We start from the raw sequence: 24,053 nt of genomic DNA, 5'->3' as shown, positions 1-24,053 counted from the left end.
TGAACAAAATAAATCGGTAACACTCAACAAAAAGGGGGATTATGATCCTATCTAGACGGAGGGGCCCGGGGATACAGACCTCAGTGGTGAAATTTCTCTTGGTGACGAAGGAGCCTAGAGAAAGGTGCAGTTTTGAAACAAGCGAGCGCCCTTTGCTCGATTGGTTCAAAATGTGCCCACCACGTTCCCGACCTTAGTTGTTCGGTGGCGTAGCCACCACCATAACCGGTTGCGCAAGTGCGTTAGCACTTACGTTCCTTTAACGTATCCCCGGGCCCCGGAGTCGGCATTGAACCTCAACACAAACTACTACCTCTATCCCACTAACTAAACTAACAGACCTCCATCAAAGTAAAACGCTTCTGTCTGCCATAGCTCTATCACAACAAAAAAACACCCGCCAAAATGACGAGTGCTTCAAAATGATAATATTTGAGATTTGTATTAACGTTTTGAGAATTGTGATGCTTTACGAGCTTTCTTAAGACCTGGCTTCTTACGTTCCTTCATACGAGGGTCGCGTGTCAAGAAACCGGCACTCTTAAGTGCTGATCTAAAATCAGGGTCTACATTAAGTAATGCTCTAGCAATACCATGTCTGATAGCTCCAGCTTGTCCTGAGAAACCACCACCGTTAACGTTTGCGATAACATCGTAGTTAGCGCCTGTTTCAGTAATGTCCAAAGGTTGTTTCATATCAGCAATCAAATTGTCAAAAGGAATGTAGTCTTTGACATCACGTTTGTTGATAGTAATCTTACCGTTTCCTGGAACTAATCTAACACGTGCAACTGAATCTTTACGACGGCCTGTTCCAGCATAAAATACTTCTGCCAAAATGTTTTCCTCCTTAAATTAGTTTGTTGATATCCAACATTTCTGGATTTTGTGCTTGGTGGTTATGTTCAGAACCTGCATAAACATGCAACTTCTTGATTTGGTTACGACCAAGTGTGTTATGTGGTAACATACCGCGAATAGAGTCTTCTACGAATAGTTCTGGTTTTTCATCGCGCTTTTGACCAGCACTGATACTCTTCAACCCACCTGGGTGATCTGAATGAGAATAGTAGATCTTGTTCTTAGCTTTCTTACCTGTTAATTTTACTTGTGCTGCATTGATGATAATAACGTTATCACCTGTATCAACGTTTGGTGTATATGTTGGCTTGTTCTTACCTCTAAGAATTGCTGCAACAACTGATGAAACTCTACCTAGAGCAACGTCAGCTGCATCAATCACATACCACTTACGATCAACTTCATTTGCTTTTGCTAATGGTGTTGTACGCATTTGTTTTCCTCCAGTTCATTGTCTGTTTGACACTCAATAAGTTTCCGGGGCTTATCGTGGGGCAAACAATACCAGGTACAATAATACTTGGTATTTGCTGATAAGTCAATAACTGATCAAGTATTTTATTTGTAAAAAACTTCTTTTAAATACAAGCCACTCGCAGGTGCTGTTCCACGAGCCTCTTGACGATCTTTAACTTCAAATAATCTTAATAAATCATGCTCAGGACGACGACCATTACCAATCTCTAATAAGGTAGCGACTAAAATGCGGACCATATTATACAAAAAACCGTTGCCAGTAAATTCAAAGATCAGCTCGTTATTTGGTTGAGAATAATCCACTGTAGCTTGGTAGATAGTACGGACCTTATTTTCAATGACACCACCAGAAGCCGCAAAGCTAGAAAAGTCGTGCTCCCCGATGAGATCATTTAAAGCTGTTTCTATCTTTTGGACTTCAAACGGATAAGGATAATGTCCTGTGTAAAATCGTTTAAATGGATCCGTGTAATGTCCACAATCAACACGATATTGGTAAGTCTTCTTAACTACCCCAAAGCGAGCGTGGAAATCATCAGCAACGATCTCTGAGTTTTTAATGATGACATCTAACGGCATCAACGAATTGACTGCTTTTAACATATTATCAGCGCCCAGTTTTCCTGGATATTGAAAAGAAATCACTTGGCCTAATGCATGCACGCCCGCATCAGTCCGTCCTGAACCAATGACTTCAATGTGTTTACCCTTCGCCATCTTCGTCAAAGCTTTTTCTAAAACGCCTTGAACTGTTCTTAACTTAGGTTGGCGTTGAAAGCCATGAAAATTTGCGCCATCGTAGGCAACAGTTAGTTTGTAATTCGTCATCTATAACTCCGTAGTAATAATAATATTGCAGTAACTAAAACCATGAAAACTATCGTCCAATTATCACGCTTCGACCAGTTCAAGACACGGTATTTACTGCGTCCTTCCCCATCTTTATAGCCACGAGATTCCATGGCGATCGCCAGGTCATACGCGATCGAGAAACTACTTACGAACAATGGTATCAAAATGGGAACGAATGCTTTGATCCGTTTGATCAAACCACCTTCACCAAAATCAACCCCACGAGCACGCTGGGCATCCATGATCTTAGTAGTCTCATCGATCAATAATGGAACGAATCTTAATGCAATCGACAACATTAAAGCAACTTGGGTCACGGGAAACTTGACTGCTTTTAGAGGTTTCAAAATGCTCTCGATTGAATCGGAAATTTCGATTGGCGTTGTCGTCAAAGTCAACAACGTTGAAATAAAAATAATCAAGATAAAACGCATAAATATATACGCCGCGATAACCAAGCCATCTTTGGACAGTGTTAAAAATGCCCAGTGCCAAATTGGATCATTACTTGGCGTAAAGAAGGCCTGCAAAGCTACCGTAAATAGGATCAGCCAAAACATCGGTCGCAGTCCTTTGATAAAGAACAGCAGATTAACTTTTGACACATAAACGGCGAATAATACAAAAACTAGCAAAAACGCATAAGAGGCCACATTATTGGCTAAAAAAACGATACCAATAAAGTAAAATGTTATTAAAAATTTCAATCGAGGGTCCAAGCGATAAATCAATGAATCACCTGGTAAATAACGCCCTATAATTAATTTATCCATTTATTAATCACCGTGAATTTGTTGTTTTATTTCAGCGGTCAACTCACTGATAGTAATTGGTAACTGATCAAAGGTGAAACCTTTAGCAGCCAGTTTTTGAGCAAAAACAGCGCTCTGAGGCAAACTAATATAGTTCTTGTTAAGTAGTTCCTGATCATTGAAAACTTGCTTAGGTGTGCCCTGTCCGACGAGATGACTGTCATGCATGACCATCAATTTATCGGCATAGTTGGCCACGTCATCCATATTGTGCGTGATCAAAATGATTGTTTTGCCTCGTGATTGCTGAGCCTTAAATAAGTCCATGATCTCTTTGCGACCTACAGGATCTAATCCGGCAGTAGGTTCATCTAATATGATTGTTTCTGGATCACTGGCTAGAACGCCGGCAATCGCCACCCGTCGCATTTGTCCACCTGATAGGTCAAACGGTGACTTAGTTAAATAATCCGGCCCTAGACCAACAACTTCGATCATTTTTGAAGCCGCTTCTTTAGCCTGTTCTTCCGTGAAGCCAAAATTCTTTGGTCCGAACATAATATCTTTTTCGACTGTATCTTCGAATAATTGACTCTCAGGAAATTGAAACACCATTCCCACTTTTTTGCGCAGTGGCTTCAAATTCTTATTATCAGTCTCAGGGGTAATTTGATGATCACCAACCGTTATGGTCCCGCTAGTTGGTTTCAAAAGGGCATTGATGTGTTTGACGAGCGTTGATTTACCACTACCAGTTTTACCAACGATTGCGGTAAATTGGCCACTTTCGATCGTGCATGAGACATTGGCCAATCCAAGTCCTGACATAGGATTACTGGACTCATATGAATGTGTTACCTTTTCAAATTCAATTCGCATAATTTGTCAATGAGTCCTTCCTCCGTAATATAGCCCTTAAAATCGATCAAATCAGTCAATCCGGCAGCTACTAAATTAGTAAATGGTTCTTCCAATCCAAACTCCGTCAATTGAGGACCGAGGTTGTATAGATCAGCAGGATCAGTATCTTTTACGATCTTACCGGAATTCAATACTATAATTCTATCAGAAAGTTGCGTCTCTTCAATGTCATGTGTAATAGAAATTACTGTCAAATTTTGTTCAGATCGTAATTGTTCAATTAAATTAATGACAGTCTTCCGTCCCTCAGGATCCAACATACTAGTCGACTCATCCATAATGATAATTTGCGGTTTGATTGCCAAAACTCCCGCGATAGCGACACGTTGTTTTTGACCACCAGATAGCGATTGCGGATCACGCTTCTTGAAATCTTGCATGTCTACCATTTTTAAAGCGTTGTCGACCGCATTTATCATTTGCTCCCGTGGCATTCCTTGATTTTCCAACCCAAAGGCAACATCATCTTCAACCGTTGCACCAACAAATTGGTGGTCAGGATTTTGAAATACGATCCCGATTTTCTTGCGAGCGTCCCAAATGGTTTCTTCGTCGGTCACTACGCCATCGATCTCAATAGTACCAGATTCACATTCTTCAAGACCATCGATCAACCTTGTCAAAGTAGTCTTTCCACTACCATTCTTCCCAACGATCGAGATCCACTCGTTAGCTTTAATATCTAAACTGATCCCGTTAACTGCATAATTATCAGAACCGGGGTATTTGTAAAAAACATCTTTGATTGAAATAATATTTTCCATTTGCTCACCTTTGGGTAAAAAAAAATCATTCGACAAATTAGTGTCTCTGTTTCCAGAGATCTCAGAGATAGACTTAGTTAAACTTGTAACCAACATCTTAACACTCACTAATTCATCAGAATGACTGATTTTTTATTAATGAAACTTTATATTATTATTAAACTAATTCAATAATAACCATAGGTGCTGCATCACCACGACGAGGTGCAGTCTTCAAGATACGTGTGTATCCACCGTTACGTTCTTTGTAACGAGGTGCGATATCACTGAATAACTTTTGAAGTGCAGATTGTACTACTACTGCATCGTCATCTTCAGTAATGTTAGCAACTTCATCTCTAACATATGCTGCAGCTAAACGACGAGCATGCAAATCTCCGCGCTTACCTAAAGTGATCATCTTTTCAGTTGTACGGCTGATTTCTTTAGCACGAGTTTGAGTAGTAACGATGCGTTCATTAATGATTAAATCAGTAGTTAAATCGCGTAACATTGCTTTTCTTTGAGAACTTGTACGTCCTAACTTACGGTAGCCCATGTGTTTACCTCCTGTTTGAATTTGATATAATTAATCTTCTTGCTTTAATGATAATCCAAGATCAGAGAGCTTCTCTTTAACTTCAACAAGTGATTTGCGGCCAAGGTTACGAACGCGCATCATATCTGCTTCAGTCTTTTCAGTTAGCTCTTGCACAGTACTGATACCGGCACGCTTCAAACAATTATATGAACGAACTGATAGATCAAGTTCTTCAATCGTCATTTCAAGCTTCTTCTCTTTTTGTGTTTCTTCTTTTTCAATCATCATGTCAGCACTCTTAGCTTCTTCAGTAAGATTTACAAAACTAGTTAAGTGTTCTGTTAAGATCTTGGCTGACAAACTAATAGCTTCTCTAGGACCAATTGATCCATTAGTCCAGATATCGATTGTCAATTTATCGAAGTCGTTTCTTTTACCCACACGAGTATTTTCAACTTGATAGTTGACTTTTTCTACTGGTGTGAAAATCGAGTCAACTGGTAAAACGCCAATAGGAGTTTCATCCGTTTTATTTTGTTCTGCAGGAGTATATCCACGACCATTTTTAATTGTCATTTGCATATGGAAATGTCCACCTTCTGCAACAGTACAAATGTATTGTTCCGGATCTAGGATTTCCAAGTCGTCATCTGCTTTGATATCTTTAGCTGTGATTGTAGCTGGGCCAGTAATATCTACTTCGGCCTTTAAGCTGCCTTCTGCAGCATGAGACTTCAATGAAAGACTCTTAACGTTAAGCACGATTTGTGTAACGTCTTCGATTACTCCATCAATTGCAGAAAATTCATGCAAGACACCATCTATTTGAATATCAGAAACCGCTGTACCAGGTAATGATGCGAGTAAAACACGACGTAAAGAATTACCTAATGTAGTACCGTATCCTCTTTCCAACGGTTCGACAATATATTTACCATGATCATTACTTTCTTCGACAGGTGTAATGGTTGGCTTTTCAAATTCGATCATTCGGTTAGTTCCCCTTTCAAAACGAAATGTGTGTAGCTAAAATCATATGGGTATAAGACCATACTATACACGACGACGCTTTGGAGGACGTGAGCCATTATGTGGAACTGGTGTGACGTCGCGAATTGCAGTGATCTCCAAGCCTGTTGCTTGAAGTGAACGAATTGCGGCTTCACGACCAGAACCAGGTCCTTTGACAGCTACTTCGACAGTTTTCATACCATGTTCCATTGATTCTTTAGCAGCTGCTTCTCCAGCCATTTGTGCAGCAAATGGTGTTGACTTACGGCTTCCCTTGAATCCAAGTGCACCAGCTGATGACCATGATACGGCATTACCGTTAACATCAGTGATCATAACTAGTGTGTTATTGAAAGTAGAGTGGATGTGTGCAACTCCAGATTCAATATGCTTCTTTGTACGACGTTTGCGACCTTTGTTTTGAGCCATGAATTAACCTCCTATCCTACTTTTTCTTACCGGCAATAGAAATCTTCTTGCCTTTACGAGTTCTAGCGTTGTTCTTTGTGTTTTGACCTCTAACTGGTAAACCACGACGATGTCTCATTCCACGGTATGAACCAATTTCTTGAAGTCTCTTGATGTTCATGCTTGTTTCACGACGTAAGTCACCTTCAACGGGGATCTTGTCGATTTCTGCACGGATCTTATCTTCTTGGTCAGGAGTTAAGTCTCTTGTACGGACATCTTCTGAAACATCAGCATTTTTAAGTACGTGTTGAGCAGTAGTATTACCGATACCATAAATGTATGTTAAGGCAATAACGATTCTCTTATCACGAGGTAAATCTACACCTGCTATACGAGCCATTAAGTTGCACCTCCTATTTTATTATCCTTGTCTTTGTTTGTGTTTTGGATCTGCAGAGCAAATAATCATAACGCGTCCACGTCTCTTAATTACTTTACAGTGTTCACACATAGGTTTAACGGATGGTCTTACTTTCATATTAAGGAACCTCCATTCCATTAAAATAATTGTTATCTATATCTATATGTAATTCTTCCCTTGGTTAAATCATAAGGTGACAATTCAACGGTAACCTTATCGCCGGGCAAAATTCTAATATAGTGCATACGGATTTTACCAGAAACGTGAGCTAACACTGTAGCTCCGTTTTCGAGTTTCACCTTAAACATTGCATTAGGCAACGTTTCTGAAATTGTACCTTCTACTTCAATGACATCATCTTTTGCCAAAGATATTAACCTCCATGATCATCGGGATAAATTCATTTGCATACAGCGCCAAATTATACAACAATTTAGTGCATATGTAAATAAACCAACGTTAAAAAGTTTTACAAACTTTGTAAAACGTTTTTAACTTCTTTATATACATCATCGATTTCTTGCTCACCATTGATCTTGTGTAACAAGTTCAACTTGTCATAAAAATCAATTAATGGAGTATTCATTTCGATGTTTACTTTTAATCTGTTCTTAACTGTCTCAGGTTTGTCATCTTCACGTTGGTAAAAATCATGACCACCGCAATTATCGCAAGTTCCTTCGACCTTTGTTGGATTGTAGATTTTGTGGTATGTTGCTCCGCAATTTCTGCAAATATATCTTCCAGATAAACGTTCAACTAGAACTTCTGGCTTAACATCAATGTAGATTACGCCATCGATCGGCTTGTTTACATTCTTTGCAATTGTCTGTAAAGCGTTTGCCTGATCGATTGTTCTAGGAAAACCATCTAGCATATATCCACTTTTTTGAACATCGTCTTTGCCTAAACGTTCTTCGACAATAGATTCTGTAACTTCATCCGGAACAAGTTCCCCTTTGTCGATATACGACTTAGCGTCAAGACCAACTTTGGTTTTATCAGCCATAGCTTGTCTAAACATATCACCAGTCGAAATATGGACAATATCAAAATCTTCTACAATTCTTTCTGCTTGTGTACCCTTACCAGCACCAGGCAATCCCATCAATATAATGTTCATTCTTCACATCTCCCAACAATTTACTTATCTGATAAACCCAACGTATTCACGTTTCATCAATAGACCTCTAAGTTGACGGTCCATCTCAACTGTAACACCAACGATGATAAGTAAACTTGTACCACCTAATCCGATGGATTGAGGTAGGTCAAACAAGTTAGCTGCAAGCAATGGTAGCAATGAAACTAAACCTAAGAAGAGAGAACCTACTGTAGATAATCTAAGTAGGACACCATTCATAAATTTAACAGTTTCATTTCCAGGCCATACGGCAGGAATATATGCACCTTGTTTTTGCAAGTTTTCGGACAACTTCTCTGGATTGACCTGTACGAAGGCATAGAAGAAAGTAAATAATACGATCAACAATGTGTAAAGTAATGATCCAGTAGTTGTTTGCATACTGAATATTTCTGATAGTACTTGATACCATGAATCTTCACTATGATTTGCTTGGAACGCCATCAAAATTGTTTGTGGCGTAACAATAAATGAACTAGCGAAGATAACTGGGATAACACCAGCAACGTTAACTCGTAATGGTAGGAAACTTTCGCTACCACTACCAGCTGCACGTCTAGTGTATTGAATAGGAATTCTACGTGTAGCTTGTTGTACATATGTAACAAATTGAACAACAATCAAAATTAGAATAACTAATCCAACAATGAAACCAATGTTTCTGGCTAGGTTGGATGGATCAGCATTTTGAATATAATCGCGGTAGATTTGTTGAATTCCTGAAGGGAATCTGGCAACAATACCTGCGAAGATAATTACTGAAACACCGTTACCTAAACCTTTATCAGTGATTTGCTCACCGATCCAAGTTAGCAACATTGTACCACCGGTAAGAATTATACCGATTGTAATATAAGCTTGTGCATTTGGTGTTTTGACCAAATGTAAACTACTTAAGGTATTAAAACCGGCAGTGATACCGATTGATTGTACAAAGCCTAACACGATCGTTAGGTATCTCGTTACTTGGTTAAGTTTTCTACGTCCAACTTCACCTTGTTTACTCCATTCAACGAACTTAGGAACGATATCCATTTGTAACAATTGGACAACGATTTGAGCAGTGATGAATGGTGATACACCCATTGAGAAGATGGAATAGTTTGATAAACCACCACCAGTAACCGTATCAAGCAATGGAACTAGTCCAGTTGAACTAACTTTGTCCATTGCAGCGGCGTTAACACCAGGTACAGTTATTTGTGAACCCAATCGGTAAATCACAAGCAACATAAGGGTAAAGAAGATCTTCTTTCGAATTTCTTTAACCTTTAGAGCATCTCTGATAGTTCTAAACATTAGATCACCTCGACTGAGCCACCAGCAGCTTCAATTGCTTTGGTAGCGGCGTCAGAGCTTTTAGCAACTTTTACAGTTAACTTAGCTTTTACTTCACCATTTGCAAGTAGCTTAACTCCGTTAAATTCTTTCTTAACGATTCCAGCTTCCTTCAATGTTTGAAGATTTACTTCAGCACCATCACTGAACTTGTTCAAGTCTTTAAGATTTACGATCGCATATTCTTTGCGGTTGATATTCTTAAATCCACGTTTTGGCATACGACGGAATAGAGGCATTTGTCCACCTTCAAAACCGATACGTGTCTTACCACCAGATCTAGCTAATTGACCTTTTTGTCCACGACCAGCTGTCTTACCAGTACCACTTGAAGTACCACGGCCTAAACGTTTTCTTGAATGTCTTGAACCAGCACTTGGTTTAAGTTCATGTAGTTCCATTCTTGCACCTCCTAATCTTTGAATGATTTATTAATCTTTAACTTCTTCAACACTAACTAAATGAGCAATCTTTAATACAGCACCGCGAATTGCAGGATCATCCGGCTTAACAACAGAACTATTTACTCTTGCGAGTCCTAGTTCTTTAACAGTTTTACGTTGAGCAGGAAGGCGGTGAGCTGCACTTCTAATAAGAGTAATCTTAAGTTTAGCCATAGTTACGCACCTTTCTTTTAGTTAAGCAAGTTTTGAGCTGAAATTCCACGCATGTCTGATACAGATTCAGCAGTCTTTAGTTCTTTAAGTCCTTGGATCGTTGCACGGATGACGTTGATTGGTGTGTTTCTTCCAAGTGATTTACTTGTTACATCACCAACACCAGCTAATTCCATAACGGCACGAACTGAACCACCAGCTGCGATACCAGAACCTTCAATAGCAGGTTTTAACATGATATTACCAGCACCGAATTTACCAATTACTTCGTGAGGAATTGTTGATCCGACCATTGGTACAGTGATCAAGTTCTTCTTAGCATCTTCAACGGCTTTACGGATAGCTTCAGGAACTTCTTGAGCTTTACCAGTTCCGAAACCAACGTGGCCATTCTTGTCTCCAACGATTACGATGGCTGCAAAACGCAGACGGCGTCCACCTTTAACAACTTTAGTAACACGGTTGATTGAAACAACGCGATCTTCTAACTCTAATTGAGATGGATCGATATATGTCATAAGTTTGGTTTCCTCCTTCTAGAATTTTAGCCCATTTTCACGAGCTGCTTCAGCAAGACTTTGAACACGGCCATGATACAAGTATCCGGCACGATCAAAGACAACTTCACTGATTTTAGCTTCTTTAGCTCTTTGTGCAATCAATGCACCAACAGCTGTAGCTTGTTCAACTTTTGAACCGTCTTTAATTTCTTTATCAAGAGTTGAGGCACTTGCTAGCGTTACACCCTTTACGTCATCAATTACTTGAGCGTAAATGTTTTTGTTCGAACGGAACACATTTAAGCGTGGGCACTCAGCAGTACCAGAGATTTTAGCACGAACACGTTTTTGACGTTTTTGACGTGCTTTGTTTTTGTCTGGTTTTGTAATCACAATTTTCACCTCATAGATTTATTTACTATTTACCAGTTTTACCTTCTTTACGACGTACATATTCGTCAACATAACGAATACCTTTACCCTTATAAGGTTCTGGTGGACGTACGTCACGGATCTCAGCAGCGAATTGGCCAACCTTTTGCTTACTAATACCTGAAATGTTGATTTCTGTATTAGAAGGAGATTCGATTTTAATGCCTTCAGGTGCTTCCATATCAACTGGGTGTGAGTAACCAACTGTAAGAGTTAGTGTTGTGCCTTTAACAGCGGCACGGTAACCAACACCTCTAAGTTCAAGTTTCTTTTCGAAACCTTCTGTTACACCAAGAACCATGTTGTTAAGGTTCGCACGCATTGTACCATGAAGAGCTTTTAAGTTGTCATCTTCACGATCAAATTTTGCTTCATTACCTTCGATAGTTAATTTGATCCGTGGGTCGAATTCACGTGTAATTTCACCCTTAGGTCCTTTAACAGTAATGTTATCATCTTTTTGTGTAATTGTAACACCTTCTGGAATTGCAATTACTCTATAACCGATACGACTCAAATTTGTGCACCTCCTTGTCCTTAAAAATTATTACCAAACGTAAGCAATTACTTCTCCACCAACGTGTTGTGCACGGGCTTCTTTATCAGTAATTACACCTTTTGAAGTTGAGATAATTGCAATACCTAGTCCATTAAGAACCTTTGGTACATTATCAGCGTCAACATAACTACGTAGACCTGGTCTTGAAATACGTTTCAAGCCTGAGATTACGCGTTGTTGATCTTGTCCATATTTAAGGAAAATACGAAGAACACCTTGTTTGTTGTCTTCAATGACTTCGTAATCCTTGATAAATCCTTCGTTCTTTAAAATCTCTGTCATGCTCTTCTTGATGTTTGAAGCAGGCACTTCTAGAGATTCATGCTTTACCATATTGGCATTGCGGATACGTGTTAAGTAATCTGCAATAGGATCTGTCATGACCATTTAATTTACCTCCTTGTTATTAGTTAATTTTACCAACTAGCTTTTCTCATACCAGGAATTTGACCCTCATGAGCTAAATTACGAAGGCAAATACGGCAAAGTTTAAATTTACGATATACAGAATGTGGACGGCCACAGCGTTCGCAACGAGTATATTCTTGTGATGAGAACTTGGCTGGTCTATGGTTACGTACGATTTGAGATTTCTTAGCCAATTTAATGACCCTCCTTTATTTTGTAAATGGCATTCCGATTTGTGATAGAAGTTCACGTGATTCTTCATCTGATTCAGCAGTTGTTACGATAACAACGTCCAATCCACGAATCTTGTTAACTTTATCGTAGTCGATTTCTGGGAAAACCAATTGTTCCTTAAGACCTAATGTGTAGTTACCACGGCCATCGAATGAACGAGTATTTACACCACGGAAGTCACGAACACGAGGTAGTGCGACATTGATCAACTTGTCCAAAAAGTCATACATACGATCACCACGTAATGTTACCTTGGCACCGATTGACATTCCTTCACGAAGTCTGAATCCGGCAATAGATTTCTTTGCTTTTGTAATCAAAGGCTTTTGTCCTGAAATCAAGCCTAATTCTTCAACAGCTTCATCAAGGTTCTTTGAGTTAGCAATAGCGTCACCAACACCCATGTTAAGAACGATCTTTTCGATCTTAGGTGTTTGCATGATTGATGTGTAATTGAATTTTTCCATCATTGATGGTGTGATTTCTTTTACATATCTTTCTTTTAATGCATTAACCATTTAGTTTTCTCCTTTCTTACTTTTCTTCTTTATTATCAGTTGATTTTGTAGATTTCTTGGCTGTAGATGTTTTCTTAGCTGAACCTTTTACAACTTTAACGTTAGTTGCATCGATAGGTCTTTCAACGTCGACAATTCCGCCTTGAGGTTGTGTGTTAGTTGGCTTTGAATGTTTCTTTACAACATGTACGCCTTTAACAACAACTTTGTTTTCGCTAGGTAGAGCTTTGATAACTGTACCTTGCTTGCATTTATCATCGCCAGCAATGATTTCAACGTTGTCTCCAGTTTTTACAAACACTATTCAGCACCTCCTGAATTAAATTGATCTTTTTATAGCACTTCTGGTGCCAAAGATACGATCTTCATAAAATCGCTATCACGTAGTTCACGAGCAACAGGTCCAAAGATACGAGTTCCTCTAGGTGTTTTATCAGCATTAATAATAACTGCAGCATTTTCGTCAAATCTGATGTAAGAACCATCTGTACGATGTGCACCTGATACAGTTCTTACAATAACTGCCTTGACAACGTCCCCCTTTTTAACAACGCCACCTGGTGTTGCTTGTTTGACAGTAGCGACAATAATATCTCCGATATTAGCTGTTTTACGGTTTGAACCACCAAGAACTTTAATAGTTAAAATTTCACGAGCTCCAGAATTATCTGCAACTTTTAGACGGCTTTCTTGTTGTATCACTTATTAGTCCTCCTCTCATCAGTATTTAAAACTAGATAATAACTGCTTTTTCGACGATTTCTAATAAACGGAAGCGCTTTGTCTTTGACAAAGGTCGAGTTTCCATAATACGAACAACATCGCCAATTTTAGCTTCGTTCTTTTCGTCTTGAACATAGAACTTCTTTGAGTACTTAACACGTTTGCCATAAACTGGGTGCTTCTTGTAAGTTGAAACTTCAACAGTAATTGTCTTGTCCATCTTATCAGAAGTTACGCGGCCTTGGTATACTTTACGATAGTTACGAGTTTCTTTTTCGCTCAACGTGAGATCTCCCTTCCTGTTTATTATTTGTCGTTATTTGCTTGATTTTGAACAGTTCTTAATCTTGCAATGTTCTTTCTAACAGCCTTTAAGCGAGCTGTGTTTTCCAATTGGCCTGTAGCTTGTTGGAAACGAAGGTTGAATAACTCTTCTTTATATTGCTTAACTTTATCTTGTAACTCAGTAGCAGTTAGCTCTTTGATTTCACTAGCCTTCATCAGCGCCACCTACTTTCTCTGCTTTAACAAACTTAGTTCTAACAGGGAGTTTGTTTGATGCAAGTCTTAGGGCTTCACGAGCTACTTCTTCTGATACGCCACCGATTTCGAACATGACTTTTTCACGTTTTACTACGGCAACCCAACCAGCAGGAGCACCTTTACCAGAACCCATACGAACACCTACACCCTTAGCAGTGTATGATTTGTGAGGGAAGATTTTAATCCAAACCTTACCACCACGCTTCATGTAACGAGTCATAGCAACACGAGCTGCTTCGATTTGTCTATTTGTGATCCAGCTTGAGTCAAGAGCTTTCAAACCGTATTCACCAAAATCGACGTTCTTACCACCTTTAGCTTCTCCGCGCATCTTACCACGGAATTCACGACGGTGTTTTACACGCTTTGGTACTAGCATAGATTATTCTCCTTTCCCTTCATTGTTGTCTTCATTATGATTAGGCTTTGCAGGAAGAATTTCACCACGATAAATCCAAGTTTTGACACCTAAGTTACCGTATTGAGTCTTTGCTTCAACCCATGCATAATCGATATCTGCACGCAATGTGTGAAGAGGAACAGTTCCCTCTGTATGCCATTCTCTACGAGCCATATCAGCACCGTTTAAACGACCAGATATTTGAATCTTAATACCTTTTGCACCTGCACGACGTGAACGTTGTACGGCTTGACGTTGTGCACGTCTAAATGCGATACGTGCTTCAAGTTGACGAGCAACGTTTTCACCGACAAGTTTTGCATCTAAATCAGGTTTCTTAATTTCAATAATGTTGATGTGAATGTTTCTGTTAACTAATTTGTTTAGTTCGTTACGTAATTTTTCAACTTCAGAACCACCTTTACCAATAACCATTCCTGGCTTAGCTGTGTGGATTGAAATTGTAACATTCTTTGCTGTACGTTCGATTTCAATTCTTGAAACTGAAGCATTTGCAAGTCTGTTTTCAATGTAATCACGAATCTTAAGATCTTCGTGTAAGAAAGTTGAAAAATCTTTTTCTGCATACCATTTGGCATCCCAGTCACGGATAACACCGACACGGAATCCGACTGGATTAATCTTTTGACCCACTCAAGTTACCTCCAATACTAATCTTTTTCTGTTACTACAACTGTAATGTGACTTGTTCTCTTGTTGATTGGTGATGCTGAACCTTTAGCTCTTGGACGGAAACGTTTAAGAGTTGGTCCTTCGTCAACGAATGCTTCGCTAACTACTAGGTTTTGTGCATCTAAATCAAAATTGTGTTCTGCGTTTGCAATTGCAGATTTAAGAGCTTTGGCAATAATAGGAGAGCCTGCTCTTGGTGTAAATTGCAAAATTGCTAATGCCTCAGCAGCGTTCTTGTTTCTGATCAAATCAATAACAAGGCGGGCTTTACGAGGTGCAATACGAACATTTTTCACTCTGGCTGTTGCAGATGTAATTTCTTGTTCTGCCATCATTTAGTCTCCCTTCTTATTACTTAGTTTTCTTATCGTCTGTTCCATGTCCATGGAATGTACGTGTTGGTACGAATTCGCCCAACTTGTGGCCAACCATATCTTCTTGGATATAAACTGGCACATGCTTACGCCCATCATGAACTGCAATTGTGAATCCTACGAAACTAGGAAAAATTGTTGAACGTCTTGACCATGTTTTGATAACTGATTTCTTGTCAGAATCTACTTGTGCGTCGATCTTCTTAAGAAGATGTGCATCTGCGAATGGTCCCTTTTTTAAACTACGACTCATCTTATGTCCTCCTTATATTATTCCTGCGAAATGATTACTTACCTTTTCTATGACGAACAATAAGCTTTTCAGATTTGGCATGTGATGAACGAGTTTTCTTACCCAAGGTCTTCTTACCCCATGGTGACATTGGTGATGGATGACCGATAGGAGCTTTACCTTCACCACCACCGTGTGGGTGATCGTTAGGGTTCATAACTGAACCACGAACTGTAGGTCTGAAGCCTAACCAACGCTTACGTCCAGCTTTACCAATCTTAATTAATTCATGTTGTTCATTACCAATTGAACCAACGGTTGCACGGCAAGTTGATAAAATCATACGAACTTCGCCTGAAGGTAAACGTAAAATAGAATATTTACCGTTTCTACCTTGTAATGAAATTGAAGCACCAGCAGAACGGCCTAATTGACCACCCTTACCAGGTTTGAGCTCAACGTTATGAAGAATAGTACCTACTGGAATGTTTTCTAGTGGAAGAGCATTTCCTGGTTTGATATCTGCATCAACACCTGATTGAACTTTTTGTCCAACTTCAAGTCCCTTAGGAGCTAAGATATATGATTTAACACCATCTGAATAGTGTAACAATGCGATGTTAGCAGTACGGTTTGGATCGTATTCGATAGCCTTTACTGTAGCTTCAACATCATCTTTTGTACGTTTGAAATCGATGATACGGTAATGTTGCTTGTGACCACCACCACGGTGACGAACTGTAATATGACCGTATGAGTTACGACCAGCTGTATGGCTTTGTGAGTCTAACAATGTCTTTTCAGGAGATTTCTTTGTAATCTCGGCAAAGTCAGAACCTGTCATATTACGACGACCGTTTGTGGTTGGTTTATACTTGATAATCGCCATTATTTGACCTCCTTAATTATTCTTCATCAAAAATCTTAATTTCATCTGAATCTTCTGTAAGTGTAACAACAGCTTTACGACGTTTTGCTGTATAACCAACATAACGACCTTGGCGTTTCTTCTTACCTGAAACATTCATGATATTTACTTTTTTAACTTTTACACCGAAAATTTCTTCAATGGATTGTCTCACGTTAACTTTGTTAGCATCTAAAGCAACATCAAATGTGTACTTCTTGTCTGCCATTTGATCCATTGAGTTTTCAGTAACGACTGGGCGAATAATTACGTCTCTTGCGCTCATTATCCAAGCACCTCCTCAATTTTAGAAAGTGCTGCTTGTGTAACTACTAATTTCTTAGCGTTGATAACATCAAGAACGTTAACACCTTCTGGTGCAACAACTGTAACTTTATAAATGTTTCTTGCTGATAAAGCAACATTGTCATTTCCGTCTTCAACAACTACAAGAGCCTTTCCGTCAACACCAACTTGTGTAAGTAATTGTGCGAATGATTTAGTACTTGGCTTGTCGTATGAAATTGAGTCGATAACGATCATGTTACCGTCAGCAGCTTTTTGTGAAAGTACAGACTTCAATGCTAAACGGCTAACTTTTCTAGGAAGATGGTATGCGTATGATCTAGGTGTGGGACCGAAAACAGTACCACCGCCAACCCATTGTGGTGAACGGATTGATCCTTGACGAGCACGACCTGTTCCTTTTTGACGCCATGGTTTCTTACCACCACCACGTACTTCAGAGCGGTTCTTAACATCGTGTGTACCTTGTCTCAAAGTAGCACGTTGCATAATAACAGCATCAGTAACTACAGAGTTGTTTGGTTCAATTCCGAAGATTGAATCATTTGCTTCAACAGTACCATTTTCAGCACCGCTGTCTTTATAGGCTGTGATTTTTGTCATAACTCAGTTCCTCCTTCCTATTTTGTATTAGCTTTAACAGCTGTTTGGATTTTAACTAGTGAGTTGTTAGCACCAGGGACATTACCCTTGATCATGATTGCATTCTTATCTGCATCAACTTTAACAACTTCTAGATTTTGTGTTGTCACGCGATTGTTACCCATACGTCCTGGGAGCATCTTACCTTTGAATACACGGTTGATGATAGCACCCATTGAACCAGCAACACGGTGGTATCTAGAACCGTGAGTTTCAGGACCTCTAGCTTGTCCGAATCTCTTGATGTTACCTTGCATTCCGTGTCCCTTTGATGTACCTGTAACGTCGACAATATCACCTGAATTAAATGTGTCTACTTTAACTTCTCCACCTAATTCGTAATCTCCCATTTCAACATCGCGGAACTCGCGAGTGTAATGTTTAGGAGTTGTGTTTGCCTTTTCTGCATGACCTTTGGCAGGTTTATTAGTTAGAACTTCGCGACGGTCTTCAAAGCCAAGTTGAATAGCTTCATAACCATCTGTTTCTGCTGTTTTCACTTGTGTAACAACATTAGGTGTTGCTTCAACAACTGTAACAGGAACTAATTCGCCGTTTTCAGTGAAAATTTGAGTCATTCCAATTTTCTTACCAAGAATTCCTTTTCTGGCCATGTTTGCACCTCCAATAATTTATTTTAATTTATTATAATTTGATTTCGATATCTACGCCTGATGGTAGATCTAACTTCATTAATGAATCAACTGTCTTAGGTGATGGATTAACGATGTCGATAAGTCTTTTATGTGTACGCATTTCGAATTGTTCTCTAGAATCTTTATGCTTGTGTGGTGAAGCTAACACTGTATAAAGTGAACGTTCTGTTGGTAAAGGAATTGGACCTGAAATTTCAGCACCAGTTCTCTTTGCTGTTTCCACAATCTTGTCAGCTGATTGATCTAGGATACGATGTTCGTAAGCTTTCAAGCGAATGCGAATTTTTTGACTTGCCATGGGGTTACCTCCTTTTTGTCTCTTTCAAGATGACCGGCTCCGTGAAAATATCCAACAGCTCTGCCGTGGCAAAGCGGCCGGGCGTGTCGCAACCTCTCACTTCTATGCCGTCGATATTTTTAAATACCAATAGGCGCATACTTCTCCTATGAAATAAGCACTTCTCTTATAGTACACGATTGGACCGGCATTATCAAGGATTTTTTTAGTTTCAATTGAGAAAAACTGACTTGCATTAACACTATGGCATAATGTAAATAACTCATTATGGGAGAAATGTTTATGCTCAAAACAAATTCAGTCCAACATCGGTTATTTTACACGCAATTGATCTTAAATTCCACCGTCATTTTATTTTTCGCCATATTTAAAAGCTTCACAGCATTTGAGCTAGTAATAGTGGTTAATTTCCTCGGACTACTGATCCATGATAATCCCGACAGCTCAAAATTCGATAAAATTAATCGAATCCTGCAGTTACTAATACAACCAATTACAATGACGTTAGCTTTCAACCAATTGATCATTTTAACTAGTAGTTTTATTAATTGGAATCATCCCGCTTGGATCGTGTTCCTTCTATTGTATTTATTCGTTATGTTTATCCCGTACACATATACTCTGATTTCCCCTATCAATAATTTGATCGGGCGCATCGCGATAATTTTGTACACTTTTATCATTACCGCTACTAACTCATTAGATTCCATCACTGGTTCAACGATCATTTACAAAAATGATGTCATTCGTCTGCTTTCAGATTCTATGTTTGCAGGAGCAATCATTATCGTTATCTTACTGGTCATTGCTATGAAAACGTGGCATCAAGAAATGCCCCACTTCAAAAAACAAGCAACTAGTAGTTGGTGGATCATTATTGCGGTAACCATATTTACTACATGGTTCGCATTATGGAATGCTTTTCCCGGCGACAGTTTGTTGCTGCTGCATTTTATACACATGAAAATCACTTGGTCGAGTACATTAGGTGGCCTAGAGGCCGGGATAGCTGAAGAATTCATTTTTAGGTATGCTATTCTCACGTTAATATTGAATTATCTTTATAATAGAAGAAACAGGATTTTTTATGCCGTAATAATTAGTAGTTTACTATTTGCCGGACTTCATGGATCAAACATTTTTGCCGGTCAGGATCTTGGTAATACTACGATCCAAATAATCTTCGCCTTTGCCATAGGTTTCTACTTTGCTTCAATTTATATTTATACAAATAATTTCTATTTGGTAGTCTATTTTCACGCACTATTGGACATCCTCGTCTTCTACACAACGTCGAGCGAATTAATGACGGGAAAAGTAACGACTGAAGATCTTTTGGGTACAGTAATTCAAGCGGCAGTCTTCATAATATTAGGGATATTGTTACTCATAAAACATTCGGAAGAAACGACAAACGACAATATATTTTTCAAGTAAAAAATAGGATTAGATATTTCAACGTGAACTATCGTAACTATAGTTACTCAGCGGAAGCTTGCTGTCGCCCGGAAATCGTTTTACGGGCAAAAAAAAAGAGATGAAATCAATTAAGATTTCATCTCTTTTAATTTGCTTATTAATTAAGCGTCAGCGTTACCGCCGTTTTTCTTAATAATATCAGCTTGAATTGACTTAGGAACTTTTTCGTAATGATCAAATGTCATTGTGAAAGTACCACGGCCTTGTGTAGCTGAACGAAGTGTTGTAGCATAACCAAACATTTCTGAAAGTGGAACGAATGAGTTGATAAGTTGAGCGTTTCCACGTTCTTCCATACCTTCAATACGTCCACGACGAGCTGTAACTTGTCCCATAACATCACCTAAGTAATCTTCTGGTGTTACAATTTCAACCTTCATGATAGGTTCAAGAATAACAGCACCAGCAGACTTAGCTGCGTTACGTAGAGCAATTGAGGCAGCGATCTTGAAGGCTGCTTCAGATGAATCGACTTCGTGGTATGAACCATCATACAACTTAGCCTTAACATCGATCAATGGGTATCCAGCAAGAACACCGTTTTCCATTGATTCTTTCAAACCTTGTTCAACTGAAGGAATGTATTCACGAGGAACAACACCACCAACGATGGCATCTTCGAACTCGAAACCTTTTCCTTCTTCATTTGGTGTGAATTCAATCCATACGTCACCATATTGACCTTTACCACCAGATTGACGAACAAACTTACCTTGAGCCTTAGTTGGGTTAGTGAATGTTTCACGATAAGCAACTTGAGGTTCACCAACTTTACATGCAACCTTGAATTCACGCTTCATACGGTCAACCATGATATCCAAGTGCAATTCACCCATTCCGGCGATCAATGTTTCACCAGTTTCAGGATTTGTTTCAGCTTGGAAAGTTGGATCTTCTTCAGATAGTTTTTGGATAGCAACATCCATCTTATCTCTATCTTCCTTTGAATCAGGTTCGATAGAAACTTGGATAACTGGATCTGGAATATCCAATGATTCAAGGATCAATGGATCTGAAGGATCTGTAAGTGAGTCACCTGTTGTAGTATTCTTCAAACCGATAACAGCAGCGATATCACCAGAGAATACTTCAGGGATTTCCTTACGGTGGTTAGAGTGCATTTGTAGCAAACGACCAACACGTTCACGTTTGTCTTTAGTTGCGTTAAGAACGTATGAACCTGATTCAAGTGATCCTCTATATACACGAATGTATGTTAGACGACCAACGAATGGGTCAGTAGCGATCTTAAATGCTAAACCAGCAAATGGTTTGCTATCGTCAGCTTTCAATTCAACTTCACTTTCATCCTTAGGATCTGTAGCTTTATAAGGACGAACGTCAAGTGGAGATGGCAAGTAATCAACAACCGCATCCATCAACATTTGAACACCCTTGTTCTTGAAGGCAGAACCAGCAAGAACTGGGAAGAATTTCAAGTTGATAGTTGCTTTACGGATAGCTGTACGGATTTCATCGTTTGAGATTTCAGCACCGTCAAGGTACTTCTCCATAATGTCATCATCAACGTCAGCAACTGCTTCGATCAATTCAGCACGCTTTTTTTGTGCCTTTTCTTTGTATTCATCAGGAACATCAACTGTATCCCACTTTGTACCTAGCTCATCTTCATCGTAAAGGTCAGCTTTCATTTCGATAAGGTCAATAACACCTTCGAATTTATCTTCGGCACCGATAGGCATTTGGATAGCATGTGCATTTGCATCTAGTCTTTCATGCAAAGTTTCAACTGAGTAGTCGAAGTTAGCACCGATCTTATCCATCTTGTTAACGAAAACAATACGTGGAACACCGTATGTTGAAGCTTGACGCCAAACATTTTCAGTTTGTGGCTCAACACCAGATTGAGCATCAAGAACTGTAATGGCACCATCAAGAACACGAAGTGAACGTTCAACTTCGATTGTGAAGTCAACGTGTCCTGGGGTATCGATGATGTTGATACGGTTACCTTTCCATTCAGCAGTTGTAGCAGCTGATGTAATAGTAATACCACGTTCTTGTTCTTGGGCCATCCAGTCCATTTGTGAAGCACCATCATGTGTTTCACCGATCTTATGGATTTTACCAGTATAATAAAGAATACGTTCTGTAGTTGTTGTCTTACCAGCATCAATATGGGCCATGATACCAATATTACGAGTTTCTTCTAATGGAAATTCACGTTTATTAGCCATTAAAAATCTTATCTCCTCTCAGATTTACTGAATTCTACCAACGATAGTGAGCAAAGGCACGGTTGGCATCAGCCATCTTATGTGTGTCTTCACGTTTCTTAACAGCAGCACCAGTATTGTTTGCTGCGTCCATAATTTCGTTTGCAAGTCTTGCGTCCATTGTGTGTTCACCACGTAGACGTGCGTAACTTACGATCCAGCGTAAACCTAATGTTGTACGACGATCTGGGCGTACTTCAATAGGAATTTGGTAGTTAGAACCACCGATACGGCGAGCCTTAACTTCAAGAACTGGCATAACATTGTTCATGGCTTCTTCGAAGACATCCAATGGTTCGTTACCAGTCTTATCTTTAATAATATCGAATGCGCGGTAAAGGATTGTTGAAGCAGTACCTCTTTTACCGTCATACATCAAATGATTGATCAAGCGTGTTACTAATTTTGAGTTATACATTGGGTCAGGCAAAACGTCACGTTTTGGAGCGCTACCTTTTCTTGGCATATTAAATTCCTCCGTTAATATTCTTATCTAATTATTTCTTAGGTTTCTTAGCACCGTATTTAGAACGGCTTTGCATACGTCCATCAACACCGGCTGTATCAAGAGCACCACGAACAACGTGATAACGAACACCAGGTAGATCCTTTACACGGCCACCACGGACAAGAACAACACTATGCTCTTGCAAGTTGTGTCCAATACCAGGAATATATGCTGTTACTTCGATAAGGTTTGATAGTCTAACACGGGCATACTTACGTAGAGCAGAGTTAGGCTTCTTAGGTGTCATTGTACCGACACGAGTTGCAACACCACGTTTTTGAGGTGCTGGGTTCTTTGTAGCAATTTTCTTCATACTATTGTAGCCATAGTTCAAAGCAGGTGCATCTGACTTTGAGCTTTGTGACTTACGGCCTTTACGTACTAATTGATTAATTGTAGGCATTCAGAGTTCCTCCTAAAAATTTAAGTACACACATCCAGGTGGTTCACAATTTTGAAAAAATAATAAACCACTAGAGTGGCGTACATTTTGAGCTTATATTTATAAACAATACATCCTTGCTGCCAATAAAAGCACGTCTATTAGAATAACATCTACTACTCAAGGTGTCAACGACACAATTGACTAGATTGAAAAAGAATTAGAAAAAGTTTACGTAATCTAACTTGAGGTGATAAAAATGCTATTGTTCTTCAACTTATTGATGTTCTTTCTCGGTGCGTGCATTGTTTCATTTGCAACAGTCTTCGTCCAAGACTTTGAGCTAGGTCAAGTCTTCTCTCACAAAAGATCCAGTTGCGATCACTGTCACATCCAAATCCCGTTCTATTATACCATCCCTATTCTAGGATATTTAGCCACTTTTGGTAAATGTCGTAATTGTAATAACTTAGTAAAATTCTGGTACCCGATCAGTGAAATACTTGGTGGTGCAATTTTATTATGCGCTGCCCTATATCACAAGGATCTGGTCTGGTTTGTGCCAATGTTTTTAGCACTAGTAATTTTATCAGTGTCAGACTTTCAATTCGGTTACATTTATTCAAGCTATTATCTACCCTTTCTGATCCCCCTAGCCCTTCACTGGCAATATCTTCATCCTCTCGAAGGACTACTAGTATATTTTCTCATGTTCGTCTTTCAAAGTATTTCCAATGCCATCGGAATTGCCGACGTTGAATTATTAGCTATAATTGCCGTTTTCTTCGGATATGTTTATGCAGTATATATATTATTTTTAGCTTGTTGCCTTTGTATCCTACTTAATTTATTTAATAAAAAAAGATCATTTAGATTCATCCCTTATTTGTCAGTTGCAACCGGAATAATCTATCTGATCTTCGTGTAAAAAAA

Annotated in this window: 40 protein-coding genes; 2 read left to right on the top strand and 38 right to left on the bottom strand. The window is 39.1% G+C overall.

The window, feature by feature from the left end:
- Positions 1-444: 444 nt before the first annotated feature.
- From rpsI to rpsJ, 35 genes are all read right to left on the bottom strand, one after another.
- Entirely contained in the window at positions 445-837 is a 393-nt protein-coding gene (gene rpsI / locus EKM78_RS02645) for a 30S ribosomal protein S9 (protein WP_125707039.1), read from the bottom strand.
- A gap of 13 nt (positions 838-850) precedes the next feature.
- A complete protein-coding gene (rplM, locus tag EKM78_RS02640) occupies positions 851-1,294 on the bottom strand; it encodes a 50S ribosomal protein L13 (protein ID WP_125768951.1) in 444 nt (147 codons plus the stop codon).
- 125 nt (positions 1,295-1,419) lie between these two features.
- Positions 1,420-2,166 carry a tRNA pseudouridine(38-40) synthase TruA gene (gene truA, locus EKM78_RS02635; protein WP_125768948.1) on the bottom strand — a complete coding sequence of 249 codons (747 nt, stop codon included), beginning with the start codon at positions 2,164-2,166 and terminating at the stop codon, positions 1,420-1,422.
- Positions 2,163-2,963, bottom strand: a complete 801-nt coding sequence (locus EKM78_RS02630) for an energy-coupling factor transporter transmembrane component T family protein (protein WP_125768945.1) — start codon at positions 2,961-2,963, stop codon at positions 2,163-2,165. The genes truA and EKM78_RS02630 overlap by 4 nt, the downstream gene beginning before the upstream one ends.
- A gap of 3 nt (positions 2,964-2,966) precedes the next feature.
- Positions 2,967-3,821 (bottom strand): energy-coupling factor transporter ATPase, encoded by an 855-nt coding sequence (locus EKM78_RS02625; protein WP_125768942.1) that lies wholly within the window; start codon positions 3,819-3,821, stop codon positions 2,967-2,969.
- The gene (locus tag EKM78_RS02620; protein ID WP_125768939.1) at positions 3,797-4,627 is read right to left on the bottom strand and encodes an energy-coupling factor transporter ATPase; all 831 of its coding nucleotides are present in this window, start codon (positions 4,625-4,627) and stop codon (positions 3,797-3,799) included. The genes EKM78_RS02625 and EKM78_RS02620 overlap by 25 nt, the downstream gene beginning before the upstream one ends.
- A gap of 157 nt (positions 4,628-4,784) precedes the next feature.
- Positions 4,785-5,165 carry a 50S ribosomal protein L17 gene (rplQ, locus tag EKM78_RS02615; RefSeq protein WP_125768937.1) on the bottom strand — a complete coding sequence of 127 codons (381 nt, stop codon included), beginning with the start codon at positions 5,163-5,165 and terminating at the stop codon, positions 4,785-4,787.
- Positions 5,166-5,195: 30 nt separating this feature from the next.
- Positions 5,196-6,137 (bottom strand): DNA-directed RNA polymerase subunit alpha, encoded by a 942-nt coding sequence (locus tag EKM78_RS02610; protein WP_125768934.1) that lies wholly within the window; start codon positions 6,135-6,137, stop codon positions 5,196-5,198.
- Positions 6,138-6,200: 63 nt separating this feature from the next.
- Complete coding sequence (rpsK, locus tag EKM78_RS02605) at positions 6,201-6,587, bottom strand: 30S ribosomal protein S11 (RefSeq protein ID WP_057814566.1); 387 nt, start codon at positions 6,585-6,587, stop codon at positions 6,201-6,203.
- A 16-nt stretch (positions 6,588-6,603) separates the two neighbouring features.
- The gene (gene rpsM / locus EKM78_RS02600) at positions 6,604-6,969 is read right to left on the bottom strand and encodes a 30S ribosomal protein S13 (protein ID WP_125768931.1); all 366 of its coding nucleotides are present in this window, start codon (positions 6,967-6,969) and stop codon (positions 6,604-6,606) included.
- A gap of 21 nt (positions 6,970-6,990) precedes the next feature.
- Positions 6,991-7,107 (bottom strand): 50S ribosomal protein L36, encoded by a 117-nt coding sequence (gene rpmJ, locus EKM78_RS02595; RefSeq protein WP_010624902.1) that lies wholly within the window; start codon positions 7,105-7,107, stop codon positions 6,991-6,993.
- A gap of 32 nt (positions 7,108-7,139) precedes the next feature.
- The gene (gene infA / locus EKM78_RS02590) at positions 7,140-7,358 is read right to left on the bottom strand and encodes a translation initiation factor IF-1 (protein WP_010624903.1); all 219 of its coding nucleotides are present in this window, start codon (positions 7,356-7,358) and stop codon (positions 7,140-7,142) included.
- Positions 7,359-7,459: 101 nt separating this feature from the next.
- Positions 7,460-8,113, bottom strand: coding sequence for an adenylate kinase (locus tag EKM78_RS02585; RefSeq protein ID WP_125768928.1), 654 nt, complete (start codon positions 8,111-8,113; stop codon positions 7,460-7,462).
- Positions 8,114-8,137: 24 nt separating this feature from the next.
- The gene (gene secY, locus EKM78_RS02580; protein WP_125768925.1) at positions 8,138-9,433 is read right to left on the bottom strand and encodes a preprotein translocase subunit SecY; all 1,296 of its coding nucleotides are present in this window, start codon (positions 9,431-9,433) and stop codon (positions 8,138-8,140) included.
- The gene (gene rplO / locus EKM78_RS02575) at positions 9,433-9,873 is read right to left on the bottom strand and encodes a 50S ribosomal protein L15 (RefSeq protein WP_125707019.1); all 441 of its coding nucleotides are present in this window, start codon (positions 9,871-9,873) and stop codon (positions 9,433-9,435) included. Before rplO ends, secY begins: the two co-directional genes overlap by 1 nt.
- Positions 9,874-9,903: 30 nt before the next feature.
- The gene (rpmD, locus tag EKM78_RS02570) at positions 9,904-10,089 is read right to left on the bottom strand and encodes a 50S ribosomal protein L30 (protein ID WP_125768922.1); all 186 of its coding nucleotides are present in this window, start codon (positions 10,087-10,089) and stop codon (positions 9,904-9,906) included.
- A 17-nt stretch (positions 10,090-10,106) separates the two neighbouring features.
- A complete protein-coding gene (gene rpsE, locus EKM78_RS02565) occupies positions 10,107-10,607 on the bottom strand; it encodes a 30S ribosomal protein S5 (RefSeq protein ID WP_125768919.1) in 501 nt (166 codons plus the stop codon).
- Positions 10,608-10,625: 18 nt separating this feature from the next.
- The gene (gene rplR / locus EKM78_RS02560; protein ID WP_281273579.1) at positions 10,626-10,991 is read right to left on the bottom strand and encodes a 50S ribosomal protein L18; all 366 of its coding nucleotides are present in this window, start codon (positions 10,989-10,991) and stop codon (positions 10,626-10,628) included.
- A gap of 16 nt (positions 10,992-11,007) precedes the next feature.
- Entirely contained in the window at positions 11,008-11,538 is a 531-nt protein-coding gene (rplF, locus tag EKM78_RS02555; RefSeq protein WP_125768914.1) for a 50S ribosomal protein L6, read from the bottom strand.
- A 30-nt stretch (positions 11,539-11,568) separates the two neighbouring features.
- Positions 11,569-11,967, bottom strand: a complete 399-nt coding sequence (gene rpsH, locus EKM78_RS02550) for a 30S ribosomal protein S8 (protein WP_125768911.1) — start codon at positions 11,965-11,967, stop codon at positions 11,569-11,571.
- Positions 11,968-11,996: 29 nt separating this feature from the next.
- Positions 11,997-12,182: a type Z 30S ribosomal protein S14 gene (locus EKM78_RS02545; protein ID WP_048704063.1), complete on the bottom strand. Its 186-nt coding sequence runs from the start codon at positions 12,180-12,182 to the stop codon at positions 11,997-11,999.
- Between the two features lie 15 nt (positions 12,183-12,197).
- Positions 12,198-12,740 (bottom strand): 50S ribosomal protein L5, encoded by a 543-nt coding sequence (gene rplE / locus EKM78_RS02540; RefSeq protein ID WP_125707010.1) that lies wholly within the window; start codon positions 12,738-12,740, stop codon positions 12,198-12,200.
- Positions 12,741-12,756: 16 nt separating this feature from the next.
- Positions 12,757-13,041: a 50S ribosomal protein L24 gene (gene rplX, locus EKM78_RS02535; RefSeq protein WP_125768908.1), complete on the bottom strand. Its 285-nt coding sequence runs from the start codon at positions 13,039-13,041 to the stop codon at positions 12,757-12,759.
- A 32-nt stretch (positions 13,042-13,073) separates the two neighbouring features.
- Positions 13,074-13,442: a 50S ribosomal protein L14 gene (gene rplN, locus EKM78_RS02530; RefSeq protein ID WP_048704069.1), complete on the bottom strand. Its 369-nt coding sequence runs from the start codon at positions 13,440-13,442 to the stop codon at positions 13,074-13,076.
- Between the two features lie 31 nt (positions 13,443-13,473).
- Complete coding sequence (gene rpsQ, locus EKM78_RS02525) at positions 13,474-13,746, bottom strand: 30S ribosomal protein S17 (RefSeq protein WP_125768905.1); 273 nt, start codon at positions 13,744-13,746, stop codon at positions 13,474-13,476.
- Positions 13,747-13,769: 23 nt separating this feature from the next.
- The gene (rpmC, locus tag EKM78_RS02520) at positions 13,770-13,964 is read right to left on the bottom strand and encodes a 50S ribosomal protein L29 (protein WP_125707004.1); all 195 of its coding nucleotides are present in this window, start codon (positions 13,962-13,964) and stop codon (positions 13,770-13,772) included.
- Positions 13,954-14,385, bottom strand: a complete 432-nt coding sequence (gene rplP / locus EKM78_RS02515) for a 50S ribosomal protein L16 (RefSeq protein WP_125707002.1) — start codon at positions 14,383-14,385, stop codon at positions 13,954-13,956. Before rplP ends, rpmC begins: the two co-directional genes overlap by 11 nt.
- A 3-nt stretch (positions 14,386-14,388) precedes the next feature.
- Complete coding sequence (gene rpsC / locus EKM78_RS02510) at positions 14,389-15,060, bottom strand: 30S ribosomal protein S3 (RefSeq protein WP_125768902.1); 672 nt, start codon at positions 15,058-15,060, stop codon at positions 14,389-14,391.
- A 17-nt stretch (positions 15,061-15,077) separates the two neighbouring features.
- Positions 15,078-15,431, bottom strand: a complete 354-nt coding sequence (rplV, locus tag EKM78_RS02505; RefSeq protein WP_125706998.1) for a 50S ribosomal protein L22 — start codon at positions 15,429-15,431, stop codon at positions 15,078-15,080.
- 19 nt (positions 15,432-15,450) lie between these two features.
- Positions 15,451-15,726 (bottom strand): 30S ribosomal protein S19, encoded by a 276-nt coding sequence (gene rpsS, locus EKM78_RS02500; RefSeq protein WP_125706997.1) that lies wholly within the window; start codon positions 15,724-15,726, stop codon positions 15,451-15,453.
- Positions 15,727-15,760: 34 nt separating this feature from the next.
- Positions 15,761-16,594, bottom strand: coding sequence for a 50S ribosomal protein L2 (rplB, locus tag EKM78_RS02495; protein ID WP_125768899.1), 834 nt, complete (start codon positions 16,592-16,594; stop codon positions 15,761-15,763).
- Between the two features lie 16 nt (positions 16,595-16,610).
- Positions 16,611-16,898: a 50S ribosomal protein L23 gene (gene rplW / locus EKM78_RS02490; protein WP_125768896.1), complete on the bottom strand. Its 288-nt coding sequence runs from the start codon at positions 16,896-16,898 to the stop codon at positions 16,611-16,613.
- Entirely contained in the window at positions 16,898-17,521 is a 624-nt protein-coding gene (rplD, locus tag EKM78_RS02485; RefSeq protein WP_125768893.1) for a 50S ribosomal protein L4, read from the bottom strand. Before rplD ends, rplW begins: the two co-directional genes overlap by 1 nt.
- A 17-nt stretch (positions 17,522-17,538) precedes the next feature.
- Positions 17,539-18,174 carry a 50S ribosomal protein L3 gene (gene rplC / locus EKM78_RS02480; protein ID WP_125768890.1) on the bottom strand — a complete coding sequence of 212 codons (636 nt, stop codon included), beginning with the start codon at positions 18,172-18,174 and terminating at the stop codon, positions 17,539-17,541.
- A 31-nt stretch (positions 18,175-18,205) separates the two neighbouring features.
- The gene (gene rpsJ, locus EKM78_RS02475) at positions 18,206-18,514 is read right to left on the bottom strand and encodes a 30S ribosomal protein S10 (RefSeq protein WP_125706987.1); all 309 of its coding nucleotides are present in this window, start codon (positions 18,512-18,514) and stop codon (positions 18,206-18,208) included.
- 282 nt (positions 18,515-18,796) lie between these two features.
- Between rpsJ and EKM78_RS02470 the strand changes: the two genes are divergently transcribed.
- Positions 18,797-19,951: a CPBP family intramembrane glutamic endopeptidase gene (locus tag EKM78_RS02470; RefSeq protein WP_164507167.1), complete on the top strand. Its 1,155-nt coding sequence runs from the start codon at positions 18,797-18,799 to the stop codon at positions 19,949-19,951.
- A gap of 143 nt (positions 19,952-20,094) precedes the next feature.
- On the opposite strand, the gene fusA is transcribed toward EKM78_RS02470, so the two are convergent.
- From fusA to rpsL, 3 genes are read right to left on the bottom strand one after another with little or no spacing between them, the layout of a single operon-like run.
- On the bottom strand, positions 20,095-22,191 hold the full coding sequence (fusA, locus tag EKM78_RS02465) for an elongation factor G (RefSeq protein WP_125768884.1): 2,097 nt from the start codon (positions 22,189-22,191) through the stop codon (positions 20,095-20,097).
- Between the two features lie 34 nt (positions 22,192-22,225).
- On the bottom strand, positions 22,226-22,696 hold the full coding sequence (gene rpsG, locus EKM78_RS02460) for a 30S ribosomal protein S7 (protein ID WP_125768882.1): 471 nt from the start codon (positions 22,694-22,696) through the stop codon (positions 22,226-22,228).
- A 31-nt stretch (positions 22,697-22,727) separates the two neighbouring features.
- The gene (rpsL, locus tag EKM78_RS02455; protein ID WP_125706979.1) at positions 22,728-23,141 is read right to left on the bottom strand and encodes a 30S ribosomal protein S12; all 414 of its coding nucleotides are present in this window, start codon (positions 23,139-23,141) and stop codon (positions 22,728-22,730) included.
- Between the two features lie 238 nt (positions 23,142-23,379).
- On the opposite strand from rpsL, the gene EKM78_RS02450 reads away from it, so the two are divergent.
- Positions 23,380-24,048, top strand: a complete 669-nt coding sequence (locus tag EKM78_RS02450; protein ID WP_125768880.1) for a prepilin peptidase — start codon at positions 23,380-23,382, stop codon at positions 24,046-24,048.
- Positions 24,049-24,053 lie beyond the last annotated feature (5 nt).

The sequence above is a fragment of the Companilactobacillus furfuricola genome, assembly GCF_003946325.1.
Taxonomy (GTDB): domain Bacteria; phylum Bacillota; class Bacilli; order Lactobacillales; family Lactobacillaceae; genus Companilactobacillus; species Companilactobacillus furfuricola.
The sequence above is the reverse complement of the archived record's forward strand: the minus strand, read 5'-3'. Positions and strand labels throughout refer to the sequence as shown.

Coding starts and splice junctions, on each gene's coding strand:
- rplM (WP_125768951.1), bottom strand. CDS start 1,294: ATGCGTACAACACCATTAGCAAAAGCAAATGAAGTTGATCGTAAGTGG.
- truA (WP_125768948.1), bottom strand. CDS start 2,166: ATGACGAATTACAAACTAACTGTTGCCTACGATGGCGCAAATTTTCAT.
- EKM78_RS02630 (WP_125768945.1), bottom strand. CDS start 2,963: ATGGATAAATTAATTATAGGGCGTTATTTACCAGGTGATTCATTGATT.
- EKM78_RS02625 (WP_125768942.1), bottom strand. CDS start 3,821: ATGCGAATTGAATTTGAAAAGGTAACACATTCATATGAGTCCAGTAAT.
- EKM78_RS02620 (WP_125768939.1), bottom strand. CDS start 4,627: ATGGAAAATATTATTTCAATCAAAGATGTTTTTTACAAATACCCCGGT.
- rplQ (WP_125768937.1), bottom strand. CDS start 5,165: ATGGGCTACCGTAAGTTAGGACGTACAAGTTCTCAAAGAAAAGCAATG.
- EKM78_RS02610 (WP_125768934.1), bottom strand. CDS start 6,137: ATGATCGAATTTGAAAAGCCAACCATTACACCTGTCGAAGAAAGTAAT.
- rpsK (WP_057814566.1), bottom strand. CDS start 6,587: ATGGCTCAAAACAAAGGTCGCAAACGTCGTACAAAGAAGCATATTGAA.
- rpsM (WP_125768931.1), bottom strand. CDS start 6,969: ATGGCTCGTATAGCAGGTGTAGATTTACCTCGTGATAAGAGAATCGTT.
- rpmJ (WP_010624902.1), bottom strand. CDS start 7,107: ATGAAAGTAAGACCATCCGTTAAACCTATGTGTGAACACTGTAAAGTA.
- EKM78_RS02585 (WP_125768928.1), bottom strand. CDS start 8,113: ATGAACATTATATTGATGGGATTGCCTGGTGCTGGTAAGGGTACACAA.
- secY (WP_125768925.1), bottom strand. CDS start 9,433: ATGTTTAGAACTATCAGAGATGCTCTAAAGGTTAAAGAAATTCGAAAG.
- rplO (WP_125707019.1), bottom strand. CDS start 9,873: ATGGAACTACATGAACTTAAACCAAGTGCTGGTTCAAGACATTCAAGA.
- rpmD (WP_125768922.1), bottom strand. CDS start 10,089: ATGGCTAAACTTAAGATTACTCTTATTAGAAGTGCAGCTCACCGCCTT.
- rpsE (WP_125768919.1), bottom strand. CDS start 10,607: ATGACATATATCGATCCATCTCAATTAGAGTTAGAAGATCGCGTTGTT.
- rpsH (WP_125768911.1), bottom strand. CDS start 11,967: ATGGTCATGACAGATCCTATTGCAGATTACTTAACACGTATCCGCAAT.
- rplE (WP_125707010.1), bottom strand. CDS start 12,740: ATGGTTAATGCATTAAAAGAAAGATATGTAAAAGAAATCACACCATCA.
- rpmC (WP_125707004.1), bottom strand. CDS start 13,964: ATGAAGGCTAGTGAAATCAAAGAGCTAACTGCTACTGAGTTACAAGAT.
- rplP (WP_125707002.1), bottom strand. CDS start 14,385: ATGCTAGTACCAAAGCGTGTAAAACACCGTCGTGAATTCCGTGGTAAG.
- rplV (WP_125706998.1), bottom strand. CDS start 15,431: ATGGCAGAACAAGAAATTACATCTGCAACAGCCAGAGTGAAAAATGTT.
- rpsS (WP_125706997.1), bottom strand. CDS start 15,726: ATGAGTCGTAGTTTAAAAAAGGGACCATTCGCAGATGCACATCTTCTT.
- rplB (WP_125768899.1), bottom strand. CDS start 16,594: ATGGCGATTATCAAGTATAAACCAACCACAAACGGTCGTCGTAATATG.
- rplW (WP_125768896.1), bottom strand. CDS start 16,898: ATGAGCGCAAGAGACGTAATTATTCGCCCAGTCGTTACTGAAAACTCA.
- rplD (WP_125768893.1), bottom strand. CDS start 17,521: ATGACAAAAATCACAGCCTATAAAGACAGCGGTGCTGAAAATGGTACT.
- rplC (WP_125768890.1), bottom strand. CDS start 18,174: ATGGCCAGAAAAGGAATTCTTGGTAAGAAAATTGGAATGACTCAAATT.
- rpsJ (WP_125706987.1), bottom strand. CDS start 18,514: ATGGCAAGTCAAAAAATTCGCATTCGCTTGAAAGCTTACGAACATCGT.
- EKM78_RS02470 (WP_164507167.1), top strand. CDS start 18,797: ATGCTCAAAACAAATTCAGTCCAACATCGGTTATTTTACACGCAATTG.
- fusA (WP_125768884.1), bottom strand. CDS start 22,191: ATGGCTAATAAACGTGAATTTCCATTAGAAGAAACTCGTAATATTGGT.
- rpsG (WP_125768882.1), bottom strand. CDS start 22,696: ATGCCAAGAAAAGGTAGCGCTCCAAAACGTGACGTTTTGCCTGACCCA.
- rpsL (WP_125706979.1), bottom strand. CDS start 23,141: ATGCCTACAATTAATCAATTAGTACGTAAAGGCCGTAAGTCACAAAGC.
- EKM78_RS02450 (WP_125768880.1), top strand. CDS start 23,380: ATGCTATTGTTCTTCAACTTATTGATGTTCTTTCTCGGTGCGTGCATT.